The organism is Microbacterium awajiense, from assembly GCF_039536545.1.
GTDB classification, from domain to species: domain Bacteria; phylum Actinomycetota; class Actinomycetes; order Actinomycetales; family Microbacteriaceae; genus Microbacterium; species Microbacterium awajiense.
The window spans coordinates 257,376-275,101 of sequence record NZ_BAAAYU010000001.1; the positions used below are offsets into that span (position 1 = coordinate 257,376).

At 69.5% G+C, this 17,726-nt stretch carries 12 protein-coding genes; 9 read left to right on the forward strand and 3 right to left on the reverse strand.

The window, feature by feature from the left end; translation table 11 throughout:
- The first annotated feature begins 163 nt into the window (after nucleotides 1-163).
- A complete protein-coding gene (rpsA, locus tag ABD663_RS01295; protein WP_344736034.1) occupies nucleotides 164-1,618 on the forward strand; it encodes a 30S ribosomal protein S1 in 1,455 nt (484 codons plus the stop codon).
- Between the two features lie 59 nt (nucleotides 1,619-1,677).
- Here the strand turns inward: rpsA and ABD663_RS01300 are convergent, their stop codons facing one another.
- A complete protein-coding gene (locus ABD663_RS01300) occupies nucleotides 1,678-2,655 on the reverse strand; it encodes an FUSC family protein (RefSeq protein WP_344736036.1) in 978 nt (325 codons plus the stop codon).
- Nucleotides 2,656-2,739: 84 nt separating this feature from the next.
- Here ABD663_RS01300 and ABD663_RS01305 point away from each other — a divergent pair, with 84 nt between their 5' ends.
- From ABD663_RS01305 to ABD663_RS01315, 3 genes are read left to right on the forward strand one after another with little or no spacing between them, the layout of a single operon-like run.
- On the forward strand, nucleotides 2,740-3,297 hold the full coding sequence (locus ABD663_RS01305) for a GIY-YIG nuclease family protein (protein ID WP_344736037.1): 558 nt from the start codon (nucleotides 2,740-2,742) through the stop codon (nucleotides 3,295-3,297).
- Between the two features lie 27 nt (nucleotides 3,298-3,324).
- On the forward strand, nucleotides 3,325-4,998 hold the full coding sequence (locus tag ABD663_RS01310; RefSeq protein ID WP_344736038.1) for a sensor histidine kinase: 1,674 nt from the start codon (nucleotides 3,325-3,327) through the stop codon (nucleotides 4,996-4,998).
- On the forward strand, nucleotides 4,995-6,149 hold the full coding sequence (locus tag ABD663_RS01315) for a hypothetical protein (protein WP_344736039.1): 1,155 nt from the start codon (nucleotides 4,995-4,997) through the stop codon (nucleotides 6,147-6,149). The genes ABD663_RS01310 and ABD663_RS01315 overlap by 4 nt, the downstream gene beginning before the upstream one ends.
- A gap of 2 nt (nucleotides 6,150-6,151) precedes the next feature.
- Here the strand turns inward: ABD663_RS01315 and ABD663_RS01320 are convergent, their stop codons facing one another.
- On the reverse strand, nucleotides 6,152-6,964 hold the full coding sequence (locus tag ABD663_RS01320) for a response regulator transcription factor (protein WP_344736040.1): 813 nt from the start codon (nucleotides 6,962-6,964) through the stop codon (nucleotides 6,152-6,154).
- A gap of 384 nt (nucleotides 6,965-7,348) precedes the next feature.
- Between ABD663_RS01320 and coaE the strand changes: the two genes are divergently transcribed.
- The gene (gene coaE / locus ABD663_RS01325; protein WP_344736041.1) at nucleotides 7,349-7,960 is read left to right on the forward strand and encodes a dephospho-CoA kinase; all 612 of its coding nucleotides are present in this window, start codon (nucleotides 7,349-7,351) and stop codon (nucleotides 7,958-7,960) included.
- A 9-nt stretch (nucleotides 7,961-7,969) separates the two neighbouring features.
- On the opposite strand, the gene ABD663_RS01330 is transcribed toward coaE, so the two are convergent.
- The gene (locus ABD663_RS01330) at nucleotides 7,970-8,563 is read right to left on the reverse strand and encodes a DUF4126 domain-containing protein (protein WP_344736042.1); all 594 of its coding nucleotides are present in this window, start codon (nucleotides 8,561-8,563) and stop codon (nucleotides 7,970-7,972) included.
- Nucleotides 8,564-8,637: 74 nt separating this feature from the next.
- Here ABD663_RS01330 and uvrB point away from each other — a divergent pair, with 74 nt between their 5' ends.
- The 4 genes from uvrB to uvrC all read left to right on the forward strand — a co-directional run bounded on the left by uvrB (nucleotide 8,638) and on the right by uvrC (nucleotide 17,710).
- On the forward strand, nucleotides 8,638-10,719 hold the full coding sequence (gene uvrB, locus ABD663_RS01335; RefSeq protein ID WP_344736043.1) for an excinuclease ABC subunit UvrB: 2,082 nt from the start codon (nucleotides 8,638-8,640) through the stop codon (nucleotides 10,717-10,719).
- Nucleotides 10,720-10,921: 202 nt separating this feature from the next.
- Complete coding sequence (locus ABD663_RS01340) at nucleotides 10,922-12,781, forward strand: bifunctional metallophosphatase/5'-nucleotidase (protein WP_344736044.1); 1,860 nt, start codon at nucleotides 10,922-10,924, stop codon at nucleotides 12,779-12,781.
- Between the two features lie 115 nt (nucleotides 12,782-12,896).
- A complete protein-coding gene (gene uvrA, locus ABD663_RS01345) occupies nucleotides 12,897-15,794 on the forward strand; it encodes an excinuclease ABC subunit UvrA (RefSeq protein ID WP_344736045.1) in 2,898 nt (965 codons plus the stop codon).
- Nucleotides 15,794-17,710 carry an excinuclease ABC subunit UvrC gene (gene uvrC / locus ABD663_RS01350; RefSeq protein ID WP_344736046.1) on the forward strand — a complete coding sequence of 639 codons (1,917 nt, stop codon included), beginning with the start codon at nucleotides 15,794-15,796 and terminating at the stop codon, nucleotides 17,708-17,710. The genes uvrA and uvrC overlap by 1 nt, the downstream gene beginning before the upstream one ends.
- Nucleotides 17,711-17,726: the final 16 nt, after the last annotated feature.

Sequence of the window (17,726 nt, forward strand, 5' to 3'; positions counted from 1 at the left end):
GTGTGGCTGTTCCGCCACGCCCGGGCTGCGCCCGCCGGCTGCGAGCACACGGTGACGGCAAGACCACAATCCGACTGCTCCGGCTCGAGGTATCCCGTCGTGCATGCACGCGGGACCCGAAACCGGGGCCCGACACCCACAACCCATTAGGACAACCCACTACATGACTACCGCAACGACCGCCCCGGCCAAGCAGATCGCCATCAACGACATCGGCTCTGCTGAAGACTTCATGGCCGCGGTCGAGAAGACCCTCAAATTCTTCAACGACGGCGACCTCATCGAAGGCACCGTGGTGAAGATCGACCGCGACGAGGTCCTCCTCGACGTCGGCTACAAGACCGAGGGCGTCATCCCCTCGCGCGAGCTCTCCATCAAGCACGACGTCGACCCCAACGAGGTCGTCGAGGTCGGCGACCACGTCGAGGCCCTCGTCCTCCAGAAGGAGGACAAGGAAGGCCGCCTCATCCTGTCGAAGAAGCGCGCGCAGTACGAGCGTGCGTGGGGCGACGTGGAGAAGATCAAGGAGAACGACGGCGTCGTGACCGGCTCGGTCATCGAGGTCGTCAAGGGTGGCCTCATCGTCGACATCGGCCTGCGTGGGTTCCTCCCCGCTTCGCTCATCGAGCTGCGCCGTGTCCGCGACCTCACCCCGTACCTCGGTCAGGAGCTCGAGGCGAAGATCCTCGAGCTCGACAAGAACCGCAACAACGTCGTGCTCTCGCGCCGCGCGCTGCTCGAGCAGACGCAGTCGGAGTCCCGCTCCAACTTCCTCAACAACCTGCACAAGGGCCAGGTCCGCAAGGGCACCGTCTCGTCGATCGTCAACTTCGGTGCGTTCGTCGACCTCGGCGGCGTCGACGGCCTCGTGCACGTCTCCGAGCTGTCGTGGAAGCACATCGAGCACGCCTCGGAGGTCGTCGAGGTGGGCCAGGAGGTCACCGTCGAGATCCTCGAGGTCGACCTCGACCGCGAGCGCGTCTCGCTGTCGCTGAAGGCGACGCAGGAGGACCCGTGGCAGGTCTTCGCCCGCACGCACGCGATCGGTCAGGTCGCACCGGGCAAGGTCACCAAGCTCGTCCCGTTCGGCGCATTCGTGCGCGTCGCGGACGGCATCGAGGGCCTCGTGCACATCTCGGAGCTCTCGGGCAAGCACGTCGAGCTCGCCGAGCAGGTCGTGTCGGTGGGTGAAGAGGTCTTCGTCAAGATCATCGACATCGACCTCGAGCGTCGCCGCATCTCGCTGTCGCTCAAGCAGGCGAATGAGGCGGTCGACATCCACGGCACCGAGTTCGACCCCGCCCTCTACGGCATGGTCACGGAGTACGACGAGAACGGGGAGTACAAGTACCCCGAGGGCTTCGACCCCGAGACCAACCAGTGGAAGGAAGGCTTCGACGAGCAGCGCGAGAAGTGGGAGCAGGAGTACGCGGCCGCCCACGCGCGCTGGGAGGCCCACAAGGCGCAGGTCACCAAGGCCCTCGAGGCCGAGGCGAACGCCGGTGTCTCCGGCGCCGACGCGGGTTCGTCGTCGTACTCGTCCGACCCCGCCGGCGCCGGCACCCTGGCCGACGACGAGGCGCTCGCCGCTCTGCGCGAGAAGCTCTCGGGCCGCTGAGTCCACGCCACTGACGGTCGGTGGGCCGGGATCCTTCGGGATCCCGGCCCACCGCCGTTTCAGCCCTGCGGCGTCCGTGTGCCCGGTCCGGCGAACCGGCTCATCGCGGCGACCGCCAGCGCGGTCACCACGGCGGCGAGCAGCGTGATCAGAACGCGCTGCAGGTCGCCCGCGATCAGCGCGTCGCTGTCGAAGGTCAACATGACGACCGCCACCGTGACCGCCGACGCGGACTGCCAGTAGGGCGCGCCCTTGACGGTGAGGACGACGTTCGCCGCCAGCGCGAGGAACCCGAGCGCGGCGGGTGTCGCCGTGCTCGGCAGGACAAGAGCGAGCGCCGCTGCGATCACGCCGCCCACCACCGTGCCCAGGACCCTCGCGGCGAGCTTCGACCAGAGCCGGTCGTAGGTGGGCTGCAGGATGATCGCGACGGTGAGGACGCTCCACCACGCGTTGGAATCGGGGAAGGCGATCAGCGAGATGAAGGTGAATCCGCCCGCCAGCACGGCGAGCAGCGCGCTGTAGGGCACGGTCGGCATCGGGAGTTCGGGTCGGGGCAGGTCGCGGCCGCGGATGACGATCGAGAGCAGGCCGGCGATCCATGCCGTGGCACCCCCGACGATCAGGCCGCTGATCACGGCGGCGGCCCAGGGCCCTGCGGCATCGACGGGTATCGTCACCGGCTTGATCAGCAGCAGTGCGCCGCTGGTGACCACCATGCCCCCGGAGCTGGCGAGGCCGACCTTCGGGAGCGCGCTGGTCGCGAGCGAGGCCGCGACCACGAGCAGCGTACCGGTCACGGGCAGCCACGGTCCGGTCGCCGCGGCGGCGACGCCGAGCACGGTGATGATTCCCGACGACACGGCCATCCGCCACATCGCCGGTGCGCCGCGTCGGATCGATCCCGCGGTGGCGATGGCACCGAGCACAGCCGGGCCGAGAAGTTCGGCCGGCGGGGTGAGGGCGATCGCGACCAGTGGTGCCAGGACGACGGCCACCAGCAGGGTGAGACGGCCGAGGCCGACGGGGAGGGCCATGGTCAGATCCTCGCAGACGATCCCGCCGCAGCCGATCCGACGGGTGCGGGGGGCAGTGTCGACGGGCGAGCGTACGGTCGACGCATGAGCAACGCGTGCCTGGCTGCGGACGCGGGATGCCGCGGCCCGATCCCCGACGACGCACCGGTGCGCCTGTGCGCAGCTCACCTCGGTGCGATCGCCGAGTGGCAGGCCGACCACGATGGCACCGTGGATCTGCTGCCCGTGTCGTGCCGCGTGTGCGGTTCTCGGCTGGGGGTGCGATTCCCGAGCGGGTGGATGTGCGCGGTGTGCGAGTGGGCCGTCGGCGACGTGGCCGACGGCGAGCTGCCCCCGCCGCGGCTCGACGTCGTGTACTACCTGCGCTACGCCGACCGCGTGAAGATCGGCACCACGGCGAACCCGCGGCGCCGGTTCGCCGCGATCCGTCACGATGAGCTGCTGGCGTTCGAGCGCGGCGACCGCCTGGTCGAGGCGCGACGTCACGCGCAGTTCAGCGAACTGCGGCATCCCCGGACCGAGTGGTTCCGATACGGCGACGAGCTGCGCCGTCACATCGACGTGCTGAGGGTCGGAGTGGACGATCCCTGGCGGCTCCACCACCGCTGGCGCAGCGAGCTTCTCGCCGCCCAGGCGGCGTGAGCCGGGCCGGTGGGCTAACGTCGCCGTATGGCGGTGGCGCGACCCGAGCGGACTCGCCCGCTCGCGACGGCGCGCAACACGATCGTCTGGGTGGGCGATGTCTTCGTCGATCGTGCGCGCGAGCGCACCGCCGCGCTGAACCAGCTGCTGCTGACCGCCGTCGTCTACTCGCTCGCGATGCTCGTGGCCGTGGGGCCGTTCGCCGGTGACACCGCACTGTTCTTCCTCGGAGTGGTCGTCGTGAGCGTCGTCACCGGCGCCACGCTGGTCATCCCGTGGAACCGGCTCCCGTTCGGGTGGGTGGCTGCGGTGCCCGCTGCGGACATGATCGCGATCACGATCATGCAGCTGTCGAGTCCGACGTCGGCACTCGGACTGCTCTGGATCTTCCCGGCGATGTGGCTCGCCGCCGGCTTCGGTCTGCTGGGACTGTTCGCCGTCATCGTGGCGGATGCCGGCTTGCTCGGCATGCTCGTCGCCATGAGCGCGCAGCAGGTGACGTTCGCCACCTACCTGCTGCCGCTGGTGGTCTTCGCCGTCGCGGCGACCAGCTTCTTCACGGCCCGCCGATCCGACGCACAGCGCACGCTGCTGGCCAAGCAGGCGCGGCTGCTCGGCAGCGTGCTGCAGCGCACGCGCCGCCAGGAGCAGGAGCTCACCGAGGTGCTCGACGCCGTCGACTTCGGCGTCATCCGCATCGCGCCCGACGGCACCGTCGCGATCACGAACGAGGCGCACGGGCGGTTGCAGCGGGCCGGTCGCGACGACGACGCCGATACTCCGGCCTACCGGGATGACGGCGTGACCCCGCTTCCGAGGGACGAGCTGCCGCTCGAGCGCGCGCTGCGCGGTGAGGCCTTCGACGGACAGCTGGTGTGGTTCGGTCCGCCCGAGGGGCCCCGCCGCGCCCTGAGTGTCACCGCGCGGCGGCTCACCGAGTCCACGGGGGCCGACGCCGGAGCGGTGCTCGTCTCGCGCGACGTCACGCGGGAGCTGACCGCATTGCGTGCGCGGGACGACCTCGTCGCGAGCGTCTCGCATGAGCTGCGCACGCCGCTGACGTCGATCCTGGGTTATCTCGACCTCGTCCTCGACGACCCGGAGGTCCCCGGGCGTGCCCGCTCGAAGGTCGAGATCGCGGAACGCAACGCCGAGCGACTGCTCGGGATCGTCGCCGACATCCTCGCGGCCTCGAGTTCGTCGTCGACCGCGGTCGAGCTCGCGATCGCGCCGGAGCGTGTGGACGTCGCCGAGATCCTCGTCGCGGCGGCGGAGGCGGCCATGCCGCGTGCAGACGCGAAGGGCGTCGTCATCGACACCGAGGGCATCGAACCCGCTGCGGCGTGGGCGGACTCGCTGCGCATCCGCCAGGTGATCGACAACCTCGTCTCGAACGCCATCGCGTACAACCGGGACGAGGGCTCGGTGTTCCTCAGCACCACGACCGACGGGCAGCACACGTGGATCGTCGTGCGCGACACCGGCGCGGGCATCGGCGAGGCGGAGCGCACACGGCTGTTTCAGCGCTACTACCGCGCCGGGGCCGCACGGGGGACCGGGACCGGCCTCGGCCTGGCGATCAGCCGTGACATCGTGCGGGCGCACGGCGGCGAACTCGCGGTGCACTCGACCCCGGGGGCCGGTTCGACCTTCATCATCAAACTGCCCGTCACCGCCGCGGAGGAGGCCGACGCCCGATGACCCTCGACCCGCTGTCCGTCATCGTCGTCAGCGCCCTGGTGGTGAACGTGAGCGGCGCGCTGTTCGTGATCGAGACCCTGGTCCGCCGCGATGAGGGCGCCGGACGCGTGTGGGCGGTGGGATTCCTCTCGGCGATGCTCGCCTCGGTGTCCTACCTCGTGTGGATCCAGGACCCCGACGCGTGGTGGGCGATCGCGATCGGCAACGCCGCGTTCGTGGGCGCCACGGGCGGACTGTGGCTCGGATGCCTGCGGTTCAACGAACGTCGGATGGCCGTGCCCGTCCTGATCGTGCTGATCGCCGTGATCGGCGAGGCGGCGATCGTCGTCGCCGAGGGCGCCGGCGGGGGCGCATGGGCCGGAGCCGTGTGGATGTTCGTGGCGCTGCTCGCGTTGGCGGGCGCGGGCGCTGTGGAGTGCATGCGCGGGGCGCTCGGGGCCACCAGGACCGCCTGGGTGCTCGCGATCGCCCTCGGTCTCCAGTCGCTGTTCTACATCTCGCGGACGACGGCCTTCCTCACGTCCGGGCCCGACAGCGCCCTGTTCCAGAGCGCGTTCGGGGCGATCACGACGAGCTTCCTGACGGTGGTGCTGACGATCGTGACCGTCGTCGTCACGTCGGTGCTGCGCGCGCCGCGCGCGCCGCTGCGCGGCTACCGGCTTCCCGAGGCATCCGACGATGATCTGCTCACCACCGAGGGGATGTTCGCCGTCCTCGCCGCGCTGTGCCGACGGGCCGAGGCGCGCGGCGAGACCGTCGGCGTGGTCGCCGTCGCGATCGAAGACCTCGACCAGGTCTCGACGGCGTTCGGCAGCGAAGCAGCCCGTAGGGTCGACGAAGTCGCCCGCGCCGGGGTCCGGCGGCACACGCCGGCGATCTGCCCGGTCGGCGCGTACGGCGACGATGCGCTCCTGGTGGCGGTGACGGTCGACACCTCCGCCGCGGCTCGGCGCATCGGCGGGGCCGTCTACCGCGGGCTGATCGAAGACCTGGGCGGTGTCACCGGCGGGATCATCCCTGTCATCGGCGTCGGGGTCGCTCTGAGCGACACCGTCGAATGCGACCCGGAGGCGCTCGTGACGGCGGCGATGGATGCCGCCCGTCGGGCGTCCGTGAGCGTCGAGACCTCGGTCCTGATCGCCGACAGCTGATCTCAGCCGGCGGTCATGCGGTACCCCACACCGCGCACCGTCTCGATCCAGCGCGGCTCGGAGGGCGACTCGCCCAGCTTGCGGCGCAGGTTGGCGACATGCACCTCGATCGCCCGGGCATCGCTGTCGCTGACATAGTCGATGCCGGTGTACTGCTCGCCGCGCAGCATGAGCGCGAGGTCCGACTTGCCCCGCACCCGGCGGCCCGCGGTGAGCAGGTCGGCCAGGATGTCGAACTCGCTGCGCGTGAGGTCGAGTTCCGCGCCGTCCGCCGTCGCGACGCGCATCTCACGGTGAAGGCGCAGTCCGCGGTGCTCGCGCCAGCCGTCCGAGGCCGTCGGCGCCGACGGCTCGGTCGGTTCGATGCCGGCGGGGGCGCCGACGTGCTGGCGAGGTCGCCGCAGCATGGCATCGATCCTCGCGCGCAGTTCGCGCGTGCGGAAGGGCTTGGCGATGTAGTCGTCCGCACCGGCCTCGAGGCCCTGCAGTGCGTCGATCTCCTCGGTGCGCGCACTCAGCATCACGATGTACGTCGTGCTGATGGCACGAATGCGCTTCGCCGTCTCGAAGCCGTCCATCCCCGGCATGTTGACATCGAGGGTCGTCACCAGCGGGGCGTGCGCGCGCACGAGCTCGAGGCCTTCGTGGCCGGTCGCGGCGGAGTGGACGGTGAAGCCGCCCTGCTCGAGCACGGTGGCCAGGAGCGACCGGATGTCGGCCTCGTCCTCGATGACCACTGCGACGCGTGCTTGTTCCACCGATGCACCTTCCGGGGTCGGCATCGAGACCGGCTCCGATTCCTGGACGTCGGTCATGATATCCCAGAAGACCCGCGGGAACGGGGCCTGCGCGGTGCCGCTCACCCCGGCCGCCGCTGCACACCTCGCGCGGCGCGGTCGTCGCGGTGCCGGGCCTGCGGGGCTCCGGCACCGCGCGTCACCCCAGAGCGACCGCCGCCTTCCGGTTGAGGGAAGAGCCCCGGACGCCGCCCCCCGACGGCGTCCGGGCGATCAGGACCGGCCGGGCCGCGATGCGCTGACCGTCGTGGACTGCGCACCGGCACCTCCCCAGGTTGCCCGCCCCGTGGTCTGTCCCACCGGATGCTCCGACGCTACGGGTTGCGCCTCAAGGACGCCGCAGGTGCACCTCAGGACGCGCCAAAGGTTGCCCGTGTCCACGGCCGTGGCATCCTCGTAGTCATGCCGCTCATCGCACTCACCGGAGGGATCGCGTCGGGGAAGTCGACGATCGCCGCGCGCCTCGCCGAGCGGGGTGCGGTCGTCGTCGACGCCGATCGCATCGTCCGCGACGTGCAGGCGCCCGACTCGCCGGTGCTCGCCGAGATCGCCGCCGAGTTCGGAGACGACGTCATCGGACCCGACGGTTCGCTCGATCGCGGTCTCCTCGCGTCGCGGGTCTTCGGCGACGAGGAGGCCCTCGGGCGACTCAATGCCATCGTCCATCCCGCGGTGCGCCGTGAGTCCGCCCGCAGGTTCGACGACGCGTTCGACCGCGATCCCGAGTCGGTCGTCGTGTACGACGTGCCGCTGCTCGCCGAGGCGCGCGCCGACGATCCGTGGGACCTCGTCGTCGTCGCGCATGCGCCCGCCGACATCCGCCGCGCGCGTCTGGTCGAGCTGCGCGGAATGACCGAGGATGAGGCGCGCGCGCGCATCGCCTCACAGGTCTCCGACGAGCATCGGCTCGCCGCCGCCGACGTGGTGATCGACACCGCCGGAACGCTGGAGCACACCCGCGAGCAGGTCGATCGGCTGTGGGACGGCCTCAGCTCCCACCTCGCCGAACGCTGATCGGCGGGGCTACGTGCGCTGCCGCGCTCGCGCGCGCCTGCGGCGGCGCACCAGCACGACGACCGTGACGACGCCCGCGATGATCAGCAGCACGGCAAGGATCGGCACGACGAGGGCGAGCACCGAGAGGATCAGCGACGCGGCGTCCTCGACGGTGCTCACGATGGGTGCCGCGACACCGGCCGTCGCCGCGTTCGCAGCGGGGCGGAACAACGCCTTCGCGATGTGCACCGCCAGCGCGATCCCGACTCCCACGGCGACCGGTACCCACGATCCGTCGGCGAACAGGGCGGCGGGATCTTCGACCCTCATCGTCTCGGCTCCGGCTCCCGCGCCGAACGCGATGCCGCCGGAAGCCGGGCGGATGACGGTCTGGACGGCGTCGTTGACCGTGTCGACGACCGGCACCTTGTCGGCGACGATCTCGATGACCAGCAGTGCGCCGATGATCCACAGTGCGACGTCGCTCGACAGCCATGCCCACGCCGCCGGCAGCTCGATCGCCGGCACGAGGCGATCCGCGAGGCCGAGTACGAGCAGCGGCATCCACGCGTTCAGCCCCGCAGCGGTCGCGAGGCCGGAGCCGACGAGGAACTCGATCACGCCTCCACTGTAGGTTCCGAGCCTGGACGTCGGCGCACGGAGCCGATGTCGTCGGGCGCGCCTACCCTGGAGGGGTGCAGACCACGCGATCCGTCAGGCCCTTCGAGGTCGTCAGCGAGTACGCGCCTTCCGGCGACCAGCCGCACGCGATCGCCGAGCTGGCCGCGCGCATCAACGCCGGAGAGACCGACGTCGTGCTGCTCGGAGCGACCGGTACCGGCAAGTCCGCGACGACGGCGTGGCTGGTCGAGGCGGTCCAACGGCCGACGCTGGTGCTCGCGCACAACAAGACCCTCGCCGCGCAGTTGGCCAACGAGTTCCGCGAGCTCATGCCGCACAATGCGGTCGAGTACTTCGTCAGCTACTACGACTACTACCAGCCCGAGGCGTACGTGCCGCAGACCGACACCTTCATCGAGAAGGACTCGTCGATCAACGCCGAGGTCGAGCGACTGCGCCACTCCACGACGAATTCGCTTCTCAGCCGGCGTGACGTCGTGGTCGTGAGCACGGTCTCGTGCATCTACGGTCTGGGTGCGCCCGAGGAGTACATGCGGGCCATGGTCGCGCTCCAGGTGGGAGAGGTGTACGACCGCGATGCGCTCATCCGCAAGTTCATCGCGATGCAGTACAACCGCAATGACGTCGACTTCTCGCGCGGCAACTTCCGCGTGCGCGGCGACACGATCGAGATCATCCCGGTCTACGAGGAGTACGCGATCCGCATCGAGATGTTCGGTGACGAGATCGAGGCGCTCTACATGCTGCATCCGCTCACCGGCGACGTCGTGCAGAAGCTCGACGCCGTGCCCATCTTCCCAGCGTCGCACTACGTCGCCGGCACCGAGACGGTGCAGCGGGCGATCCGCACGATCGAGGACGAACTGGGGGAGCGGCTCACCGAGCTCGAGGGCCAGAACAAGCTGCTCGAGGCGCAGCGGCTGCGCATGCGCACCACCTTCGACCTCGAGATGCTCCAGCAGCTCGGGTTCTGCTCGGGCATCGAGAACTACTCGCGGCATCTCGACGGCCGATCGCCGGGCGAGCCGCCGCACACGCTTCTCGACTTCTTCCCCGACGACTTCCTCATGGTCATCGACGAATCGCACGTGACGGTTCCGCAGATCGGCGCGATGTACGAGGGTGACGCCTCGCGCAAGCGCACACTCGTCGAGCACGGCTTCCGCCTGCCGAGCGCGCTCGACAACAGGCCGCTGCGGTGGGACGAATTCAAGGAGCGGATCGGCCAGACGGTGTATCTGTCGGCCACGCCCGGTCGCTACGAGATGAGCGTGGCCGACGGCATCGTCGAGCAGATCATCCGGCCGACGGGCCTGGTCGACCCCGAGATCATCGTCAAGCCCTCGAAGGGCCAGATCGATGATCTGCTCGAGGAGATCCGCGTGCGATCCGAGCGGGACGAGCGTGTGCTCGTGACGACGCTCACCAAGAAGATGGCCGAAGAGCTCACCGACTTCCTCGGCGAGCACGGCGTGCGGGTGCGGTACCTGCACTCCGACGTCGACACCCTGCGCCGCGTCGAGCTGCTCAGCGAGCTGCGCGCGGGAGTCTACGACGTGCTCGTGGGGATCAACCTGCTGCGCGAAGGCCTCGACCTGCCCGAGGTGTCGCTCGTCTCGATCCTCGACGCCGACAAGGAAGGGTTCCTGCGCAGCGGCACCTCGCTCATCCAGACGATCGGCCGCGCCGCGCGAAACGTCTCGGGCCAGGTCCACATGTACGCCGACACGATCACCGACTCGATGCGCAACGCGATCGAAGAGACCGATCGGCGCCGCGAGAAGCAGGTCGCCTACAACCTCGAACGGGGAATCGATCCGCAGCCGCTGCGCAAGCGCATCGCCGACATCACCGAGGTGCTCGCTCGCGAAGGCGCCGACACGAAGGCGCTGCTCTCGCGCAAGGATGCCGCGATGTCGAAGTCCGGCAAGGGCAAGTCGCCCACACCGCGGTTGCGCCGAGAAGGCATCGCCGCCGAGGGCGCCCAGCAGCTCGAGGCGACCATCGGCGATCTGAGCGATCAGATGCTCGCCGCCGCCGCCGAGCTCAAGTTCGAGCTCGCGGCGCGTCTGCGCGACGAGGTGCAGGACCTCAAGAAGGAGCTGCGAGCGATGGAACGGGCGGGTCACGCCTGACCTCGGGAAGCGCGTGACGGGTTGGTGAACTCTCTCTCATCTCTCTGGCCGAACTCCTCACGTGCTCATAGGCTCTGTTCAGGTGCGCTCACCCTGGCGTGCCACCCGTATTCGCGCGAACTGCCGTGTACGCGGCAGAGAGGTGACATCCATGCGATCCCGGATCCGATCCGAACGTCCTCGACACAGCCGCAGACTGGCGGTGTCCGGCCTCCTCGCCGGCGCCACCGCCGTCGCGCTCGCCGCCGGTGGCCTGGCTCCCGCCTACGCGGCGCCGCCGGCCGATCGCGGTGGCAACGGCAACGGCAACGCGGGCAACACCCCTCCTGCCGCCGCCGCCAAGACGTTCGAGCTCACCATCCTGCACATCAACGACGGCGAGTCCGCGCTGCTGCCGACCACGTCCGACCCCGGTGTCGCCCGCTTCGTCGCCGACATCAAGGAGCTGCAGGAGCAGGGCAACGCGCCGGCTCCGAGCACGCTGCCCGACAACGCCAGCGAGCGCGCCAAGCAGGTGAAGGCCAAGCAGAACCCGCGCGCGGCGATCACGATCTCGTCGGGTGACAACTACCTCGCCGGCGCGCGCCTCAACGCCTCGCTCGACAGCGAGGACGGCACCTTCTACGACGCCCTCGTCTACGAGGCGGCCGGCTTCGACGCGATCACGATCGGCAACCACGAGTTCGACCTGGGCCCCGACGTGCTGGCCGACTTCATCGAGGGCGCGGGGGACATCCCCTTCGTCTCGGCGAACCTCGACGTCTCGGCCGAGCCGCGGCTCGCCGCGCTCGAGGCAGAGGGCCGCATCGCGGGCAGCACGGTCGTCGAGAAGGCCGGACGTCAGATCGGCGTCGTCGGTGCGATCTACGAGGATCTGCGCTCGATCTCAAGCCCGCGCGGCGTCACCACCTCGGATGCGGCCGAAGCCGTGCAGGCCGAGGTCGACGCGCTGACCGCCGACGGGGTGGACATCATCATCCTGTCCAGCCACCTTCAGAGCATCACGAGCGACGTCGAGCTCATCAGCGAGATCACCGGCGTCGACGCCGCGATCGCCGGCGGCGGCGTCGAGCGACTCGACCCGTTCCCCATGGTCGTCACCGATGCCGACGGCAACGAGGTTCCCGTCGTCACCACGGTGGGCAACTACCGCGACATCGGGCAGCTCGTGCTCCGCTTCGACAAGAACGGCGAGGTCATCGACGTCGTCGAGGAGCAGTCGGCGCTCATCCCGGTGCCGCTCGAAGGTCCGCGGGACGCGTTCACCGCCGAGAACGTCGAGGCACCGGTCGCCGACTACGTCGCAGGCCTCGCCGAGAACGTGCTCGGCACCACCGAGGTGTGGCTCGACGGGGGCAACCCGCCGATCCGCGGCCGCGAGACGAACGTGGGCGACCTGTTCTCGGACGCCATGAAGGACGCGGCCCGTGACCGCGCCACTGAGTACGGGGTGGGCGAGGCCGACGTCGCGCTCATCAACAGCGGTGGCATCCGTGGCAACGTGCAGCTGGCGCCGGGCTCGAACGTCACCGAACTGACGACGTACAACATCGGTGCGTTCTTCAACCTGGTGTCGATCGCCGAGGTCGACGGTGCCAAGCTCAAGGACATCCTGGAGCACAGCGTCTCGGTCTTCCCGAGCACGGGCAACGGTCGGTTCGGACAGTGGAGCGGTGTCGAGTTCGTCTACGACCCCGCCGCGCCGGCTCAGGAGTTCGACTCCGAGACGAACGCGATCACCACGCCTGGTCAGCGGATCCTCGAGGCGGTCGTCACGAAGGCCGACGGCACGCGCGTCACCGTCGTCTCGGGCGGCGCCGTCGTCGCTCCCGACGAGACGTTCTGGTTCGTGACGAACGACTTCACGTTCCGCGGCGGCGACAACTACCCGCTCGCGGACGTGCCGTTCACCACTCTCGGCGTCACCTACCAGACGGCGCTGGCCGAGTGGGTCGAAGAGCTCGGCGTCATCACGGCCACCGACTACCCCAGCCTCACGATCGGCGCGGACACCTATCGCCGCTTCGGTCCGGTGGGCCAGTTCACCATCCCGACTCCCTGAGTCGGCAGCCGAACACGGCGGGCGATCCCCAGCGGGTCGCCCGCCGTCGGCGTTCCCGAGGTGCGCTCACCGCGAACCCGGAGCCTGTGTCGGAGGCCCCACCTAGACTTGTCGGGTGCCCATCGTCCCCGTCTCTGCGCACGCCCACGCGGGCGGAAATCTCAGCGTCCGCGGTGCCCGCGTCCACAACCTGAAGAACGTCGATCTCGACATCCCGCGAGACAGTCTCGTGGTCTTCACGGGTCTGTCGGGATCGGGCAAGTCGAGCCTGGCGTTCGACACGATCTTCGCCGAAGGGCAGCGCCGCTACGTCGAGTCGCTCAGCGCCTACGCGCGCCAGTTCCTCGGTCAGGTCGATCGCCCCGACGTCGACTTCATCGAGGGTCTCAGCCCCGCCGTGTCGATCGACCAGAAGTCGACGAACCGCAACCCGCGGTCGACGGTCGGCACGATCACCGAGATCCACGACTACATGCGTCTGCTGTGGGCTCGCATCGGCGTGCCGCACTGCCCCGAGTGCGGCGCGCAGATCGAGCGGCAGACGGTGCAGCAGATCGCCGATCAGCTGGTCGAGCTGCCCGACCGCACGAGGTACCAGATCGTTGCGCCGGTGGTCACGCAGAAGAAGGGCGAGTTCGTCGACCTCTTCAAGGAGCTCAGCGCGAAAGGCTATGCGCGCGCCGTGGTCGACGGCGAGCTCGTGCAACTCGCCGACCCACCCGCACTGAAGAAGAGCTACAAGCACGACATCGCCGTCGTCGTCGACCGCCTCGTCGCCGGCCCCGACATCTTGAGCCGCGTCACCGACTCGGTCGAGACCGCACTCTCGCTCGCAGGCGGCGTCGTGCAGGTCAACTACGTCGATGAGGAGGGGGATGCCGCATGGCAGTCCTTCTCCGAGAAGCTTGCGTGTCCCAACGGCCACCCGCTGCAGTTGACCGAGATCGAGCCGCGCACGTTCTCGTTCAACGCGCCGTTCGGCGCGTGCCCGACGTGTTCGGGCCTGGGCACCCGCATGTCGGTCGACGTCGAGTTGATGCTCGGCGACGTGGAGCTGTCGATCAACGAGGGCGTCATCCTGCCGTGGACCACGCAGGGCAAGGGGCTCTTCCAGTACTACGAGCGCCTGCTGAGGGGCCTCGCCGACGATCTCGACTTCTCGCTCGACACCCCGTGGCGCGAACTGCCCGTCGAGGTGCAGGAGGCGGTGCTGCGCGGCGACAACTTCAAGGTGACCGTGCGGTGGAAGAACCGGTACGGCCGTGAGATGCGGTACACCTCGGGCTTCGAGGGTGTCGTCCCGTACATCGAACGCCAGTATCTGCAGGCCGAGTCCGACACGCAGCGCCAGCGCTGGTCGGAGTACCTGCGCGAAGTGCCGTGCCCTGTCTGCAACGGCGACCGGCTCAAGCCCGAGGTGCTCGCCGTGCTCGTGCACGGCAGTTCGATCGCGGATGCCTCTCGGCTGAGCCTGGCCGACGCCCAGCAGTTCTTCGCCACGCTCGAGCTCACCCCGCGCGAGGCGAAGATCGCCGCGCAGGTGCTTCGCGAGATCCGCCTGCGGCTCGACTTCCTCATCCAGGTGGGGCTCAACTACCTGAACCTCAGCCGCTCGGCCGGCTCGCTCTCGGGCGGCGAAGCGCAGCGCATCCGGCTCGCGACCCAGATCGGGTCGGGGCTGACCGGCGTGCTCTACGTGCTCGACGAGCCGTCGATCGGCCTGCACCAGCGTGACAATCGCCGCCTGATCGAGACGCTGCTGAAGCTGCGCGATCTGGGCAACACGCTCATCGTCGTCGAACACGACGAAGAGACGATCCACGCCGCCGACTGGCTCGTCGACATCGGCCCTCGCGCCGGCGAGGACGGGGGAGCGGTCGTGCATTCCGGGCCGCTGGAGGATCTCCTCGCCGATCGCGAGTCCATCACCGGCGACTACCTCGCCGGTCGGCGCAGCATTCCCACGCCGCAGAAGCGCCGTCGGATCGATCGAAAGCGGCGCATCACCGTCGTCGGCGCCCGCGAGAACAATCTCAAGAACGTCACGGCCGAGTTTCCGCTCGGCGTGCTCACCGCCGTGACCGGGGTGAGCGGCTCGGGCAAGTCATCGCTGGTCAACGACATCCTCTATGAGGTCCTCGCCGCGCGCCTCAACGGCGCACGCACCGTGCCGGGCAAGCACACGCGCGTCACGGGACTCGAAGACCTCGACAAGGTCGTGCACGTGGACCAGGCTCCGATCGGTCGCACCCCGCGGTCGAACCCGGCGACCTACACGGGGGTCTTCGACCGCATCCGCACGCTGTTCAGCGATACCCCCGAGGCGAAGGCTCGCGGCTACCAGCCCGGGCGCTTCAGCTTCAACGTCAAAGGCGGCCGCTGCGAGGCGTGCTCCGGCGACGGGACGATCAAGATCGAGATGAACTTCCTGCCCGACGTCTACGTCGACTGCGAGGTCTGCCACGGCAAGCGCTACAACCGCGACACCCTCGCGGTGCACTACAAGGGCAAGAACATCGCCGAGGTGCTCGAGATGCCGATCTCCGAGGCCGCCGAGTTCTTCGAGCCGATCCCCGCGATCCACCGCTACCTGAAGACGCTCGTCGACGTGGGCCTCGGGTACGTGCGCCTGGGCCAGTCGGCCACGACGCTCTCGGGCGGCGAAGCGCAGCGCGTGAAGCTCGCCACCGAGCTCCAGCGGCGCAGCAACGGACGATCGGTCTACGTCCTCGACGAGCCCACGACCGGCCTGCACTTCGAAGACGTCAACCGCCTGCTCGAGGTGCTCAACGGACTGGTCGACAAGGGCAACACCGTCATCGTCATCGAGCACAACCTCGACGTGGTGAAGTCGGCCGACTGGATCATCGACCTCGGACCCGAGGGGGGTGCCGGCGGCGGCGAAGTGATCGCGACGGGCACGCCAGAGCAGGTCGCGACCGTCGAAGGCAGTCACACCGGGGTGTTCCTGGCCGAGGTCCTGGGAGTCGGCAGCGCCCGCAAGGCCGGCTGATGGCCGCGCGAACGCCGACCGTCCCGTACAAGCCGAAGCAGGGCGAGATCCCCACGAACCCGGGTGTCTACCGCTTCCGCGACGCTCAGGGGCGCGTGCTGTACGTCGGAAAGGCGAAGAACCTGCGTTCGCGCCTGTCCAACTACTTCGCCCCGCTGCACACCCTCCACGAGCGCACCCGACGGATGGTGACCACGGCGTCGGCCGTGGAGTGGACCGTCGTCTCGAGCGATGTCGACGCCCTGCAGCTGGAGTACATGTGGATCCAGGAGTTCTCGCCGCCGTTCAACGTGCGGTACAAGGACGACAAGTCCTACCCCTTCATGGCGGTGACGCTCGCGGATGAGGCGCCGCGCGTCATCGTCACCCGCAACCGCCGCATCCCCGGCGCGAAGTACTTCGGTCCCTATCCGAAGGTGTGGGCGGTGCACGACACGATCGACCTGCTGATCAAGGTGTTCCCGATCCGCACGTGCAGTGACGCGTCCTATCGCAAGGCGATGGCGACCGGCCGGCCGTGCTTCCCGGGTCAGATCGGCCGCTGCGGCGGTCCGTGCTCGGGACGTGTGACGATCGAAGAGCACCGAGCGATCGTCGACGACTTCGTCGCGTTCATGGCCGGGGGAGACCAGAGGTTCACGCGCGAGCTCACCGCCCGCATGCGTGAGGCATCGGCCGCGATGGACTACGAGTCCGCCGCAGAGTACCGCGACCGCCTCGCGGCGATCGACGCCGTGCTCAACAAGAGCGCACTCGTTCTGGACGCCGGTACGGACGCCGACCTTTTCGGCATCGCCGAAGACGAGCTGGCCGCGACCGTGCAGCACTTCGTGATCCGCGGCGGACGTGTGCGGGGGGTGCGTGCCACGGCGATCGAGAAGGAGATCGACATCGGCGGCGCCGACCTCGTCGACCAGATCCTGCAGCGCACGTACGGCGGTGCCGTCCAGACGGACATCCCCAAGCAGGTGCTCGTGCCCGCCCTGCCCGACGACACCGCCGAGCTCGAGGAATGGCTCAGCTCGCGCCGCGGCACGCGCGTGAGCATCCGCATCGCCCAGCGCGGACGCAAGGCCGAGCTGCTGCGCACCGCGACGCTCAACGCCGAGCAGGCGCTCATCCTGCACAAGACGCGACGCACGAGCGACTACGTCGCCCGTACCCAGGCGCTCACCGACCTGCAGGAGGCGCTGGGTCTGGCTGAGGCGCCGCTGCGCATCGAATGCTTCGACGTCTCGCACCTCGGCGGCACCAATGTCGTGGCATCCATGGTCGTCTTCGAGGACGGACTGCCCCGCAAGGACCAGTACCGGTCGTTCTCGGTGGCCGAGACCACCGACGACACCGACTCGCTGCACCAGGTGCTCATGCGCCGGCTCGCGTACCTCGATGCGCCCGAAGACGCCGACGCCGCCCCCGCCGGGGTGACGCCGGCTGATGCCGCCGAGCCGGTCGTCGCCGAACGGCGGCGGCCGCGGTTCGCCTACCGACCGCAGCTGCTCGTGGTCGACGGAGGCCGCCCGCAGGTCGAGGCGGCGGCGCGCGCGTTGCACGAGTCCGGGCATGACGAGGTCGCCCTCTGCGGCATCGCCAAGCGCCTCGAGGAGGTGTGGCTGCCCGGCGAGGAGTATCCGGTGATCCTGCCGCGCACGTCGGAGGCGCTGTATTTGCTGCAGCGCCTGCGCGACGAGGCGCACCGGTTCGCGATCAGCCACCAGCGGCGGCGTCGCAGGCGTGACATCCGCAGCGTCCTGGCCGAGGTGCCGGGTCTGGGTGAAGCGCGCATCAAGGGTCTGCTGCGCCACTTCGGCTCGGTCGCGGCACTGCGGGGTGCGACGACCGACGAGATCGCCGAGCTCCCCGGCATCGGCCCCAAGCTCGCCGCCGCCATCCACGCGCATCTGTCCGACGGCTAGGCTGGGACGCACGGGG

Excerpts from the sequence above, each read along its gene's own strand:
- ABD663_RS01305 (WP_344736037.1), top strand. The coding sequence starts at position 2,740 with ATGAGCAACGCGTGCCTGGCTGCGGACGCGGGATGCCGCGGCCCGATC.
- uvrC (WP_344736046.1), top strand. The coding sequence starts at position 15,794 with ATGGCCGCGCGAACGCCGACCGTCCCGTACAAGCCGAAGCAGGGCGAG.
- rpsA (WP_344736034.1), top strand. The coding sequence starts at position 164 with ATGACTACCGCAACGACCGCCCCGGCCAAGCAGATCGCCATCAACGAC.
- ABD663_RS01300 (WP_344736036.1), bottom strand. The coding sequence starts at position 2,655 with ATGGCCCTCCCCGTCGGCCTCGGCCGTCTCACCCTGCTGGTGGCCGTC.
- ABD663_RS01320 (WP_344736040.1), bottom strand. The coding sequence starts at position 6,964 with ATGACCGACGTCCAGGAATCGGAGCCGGTCTCGATGCCGACCCCGGAA.
- ABD663_RS01315 (WP_344736039.1), top strand. The coding sequence starts at position 4,995 with ATGACCCTCGACCCGCTGTCCGTCATCGTCGTCAGCGCCCTGGTGGTG.
- coaE (WP_344736041.1), top strand. The coding sequence starts at position 7,349 with ATGCCGCTCATCGCACTCACCGGAGGGATCGCGTCGGGGAAGTCGACG.
- ABD663_RS01310 (WP_344736038.1), top strand. The coding sequence starts at position 3,325 with ATGGCGGTGGCGCGACCCGAGCGGACTCGCCCGCTCGCGACGGCGCGC.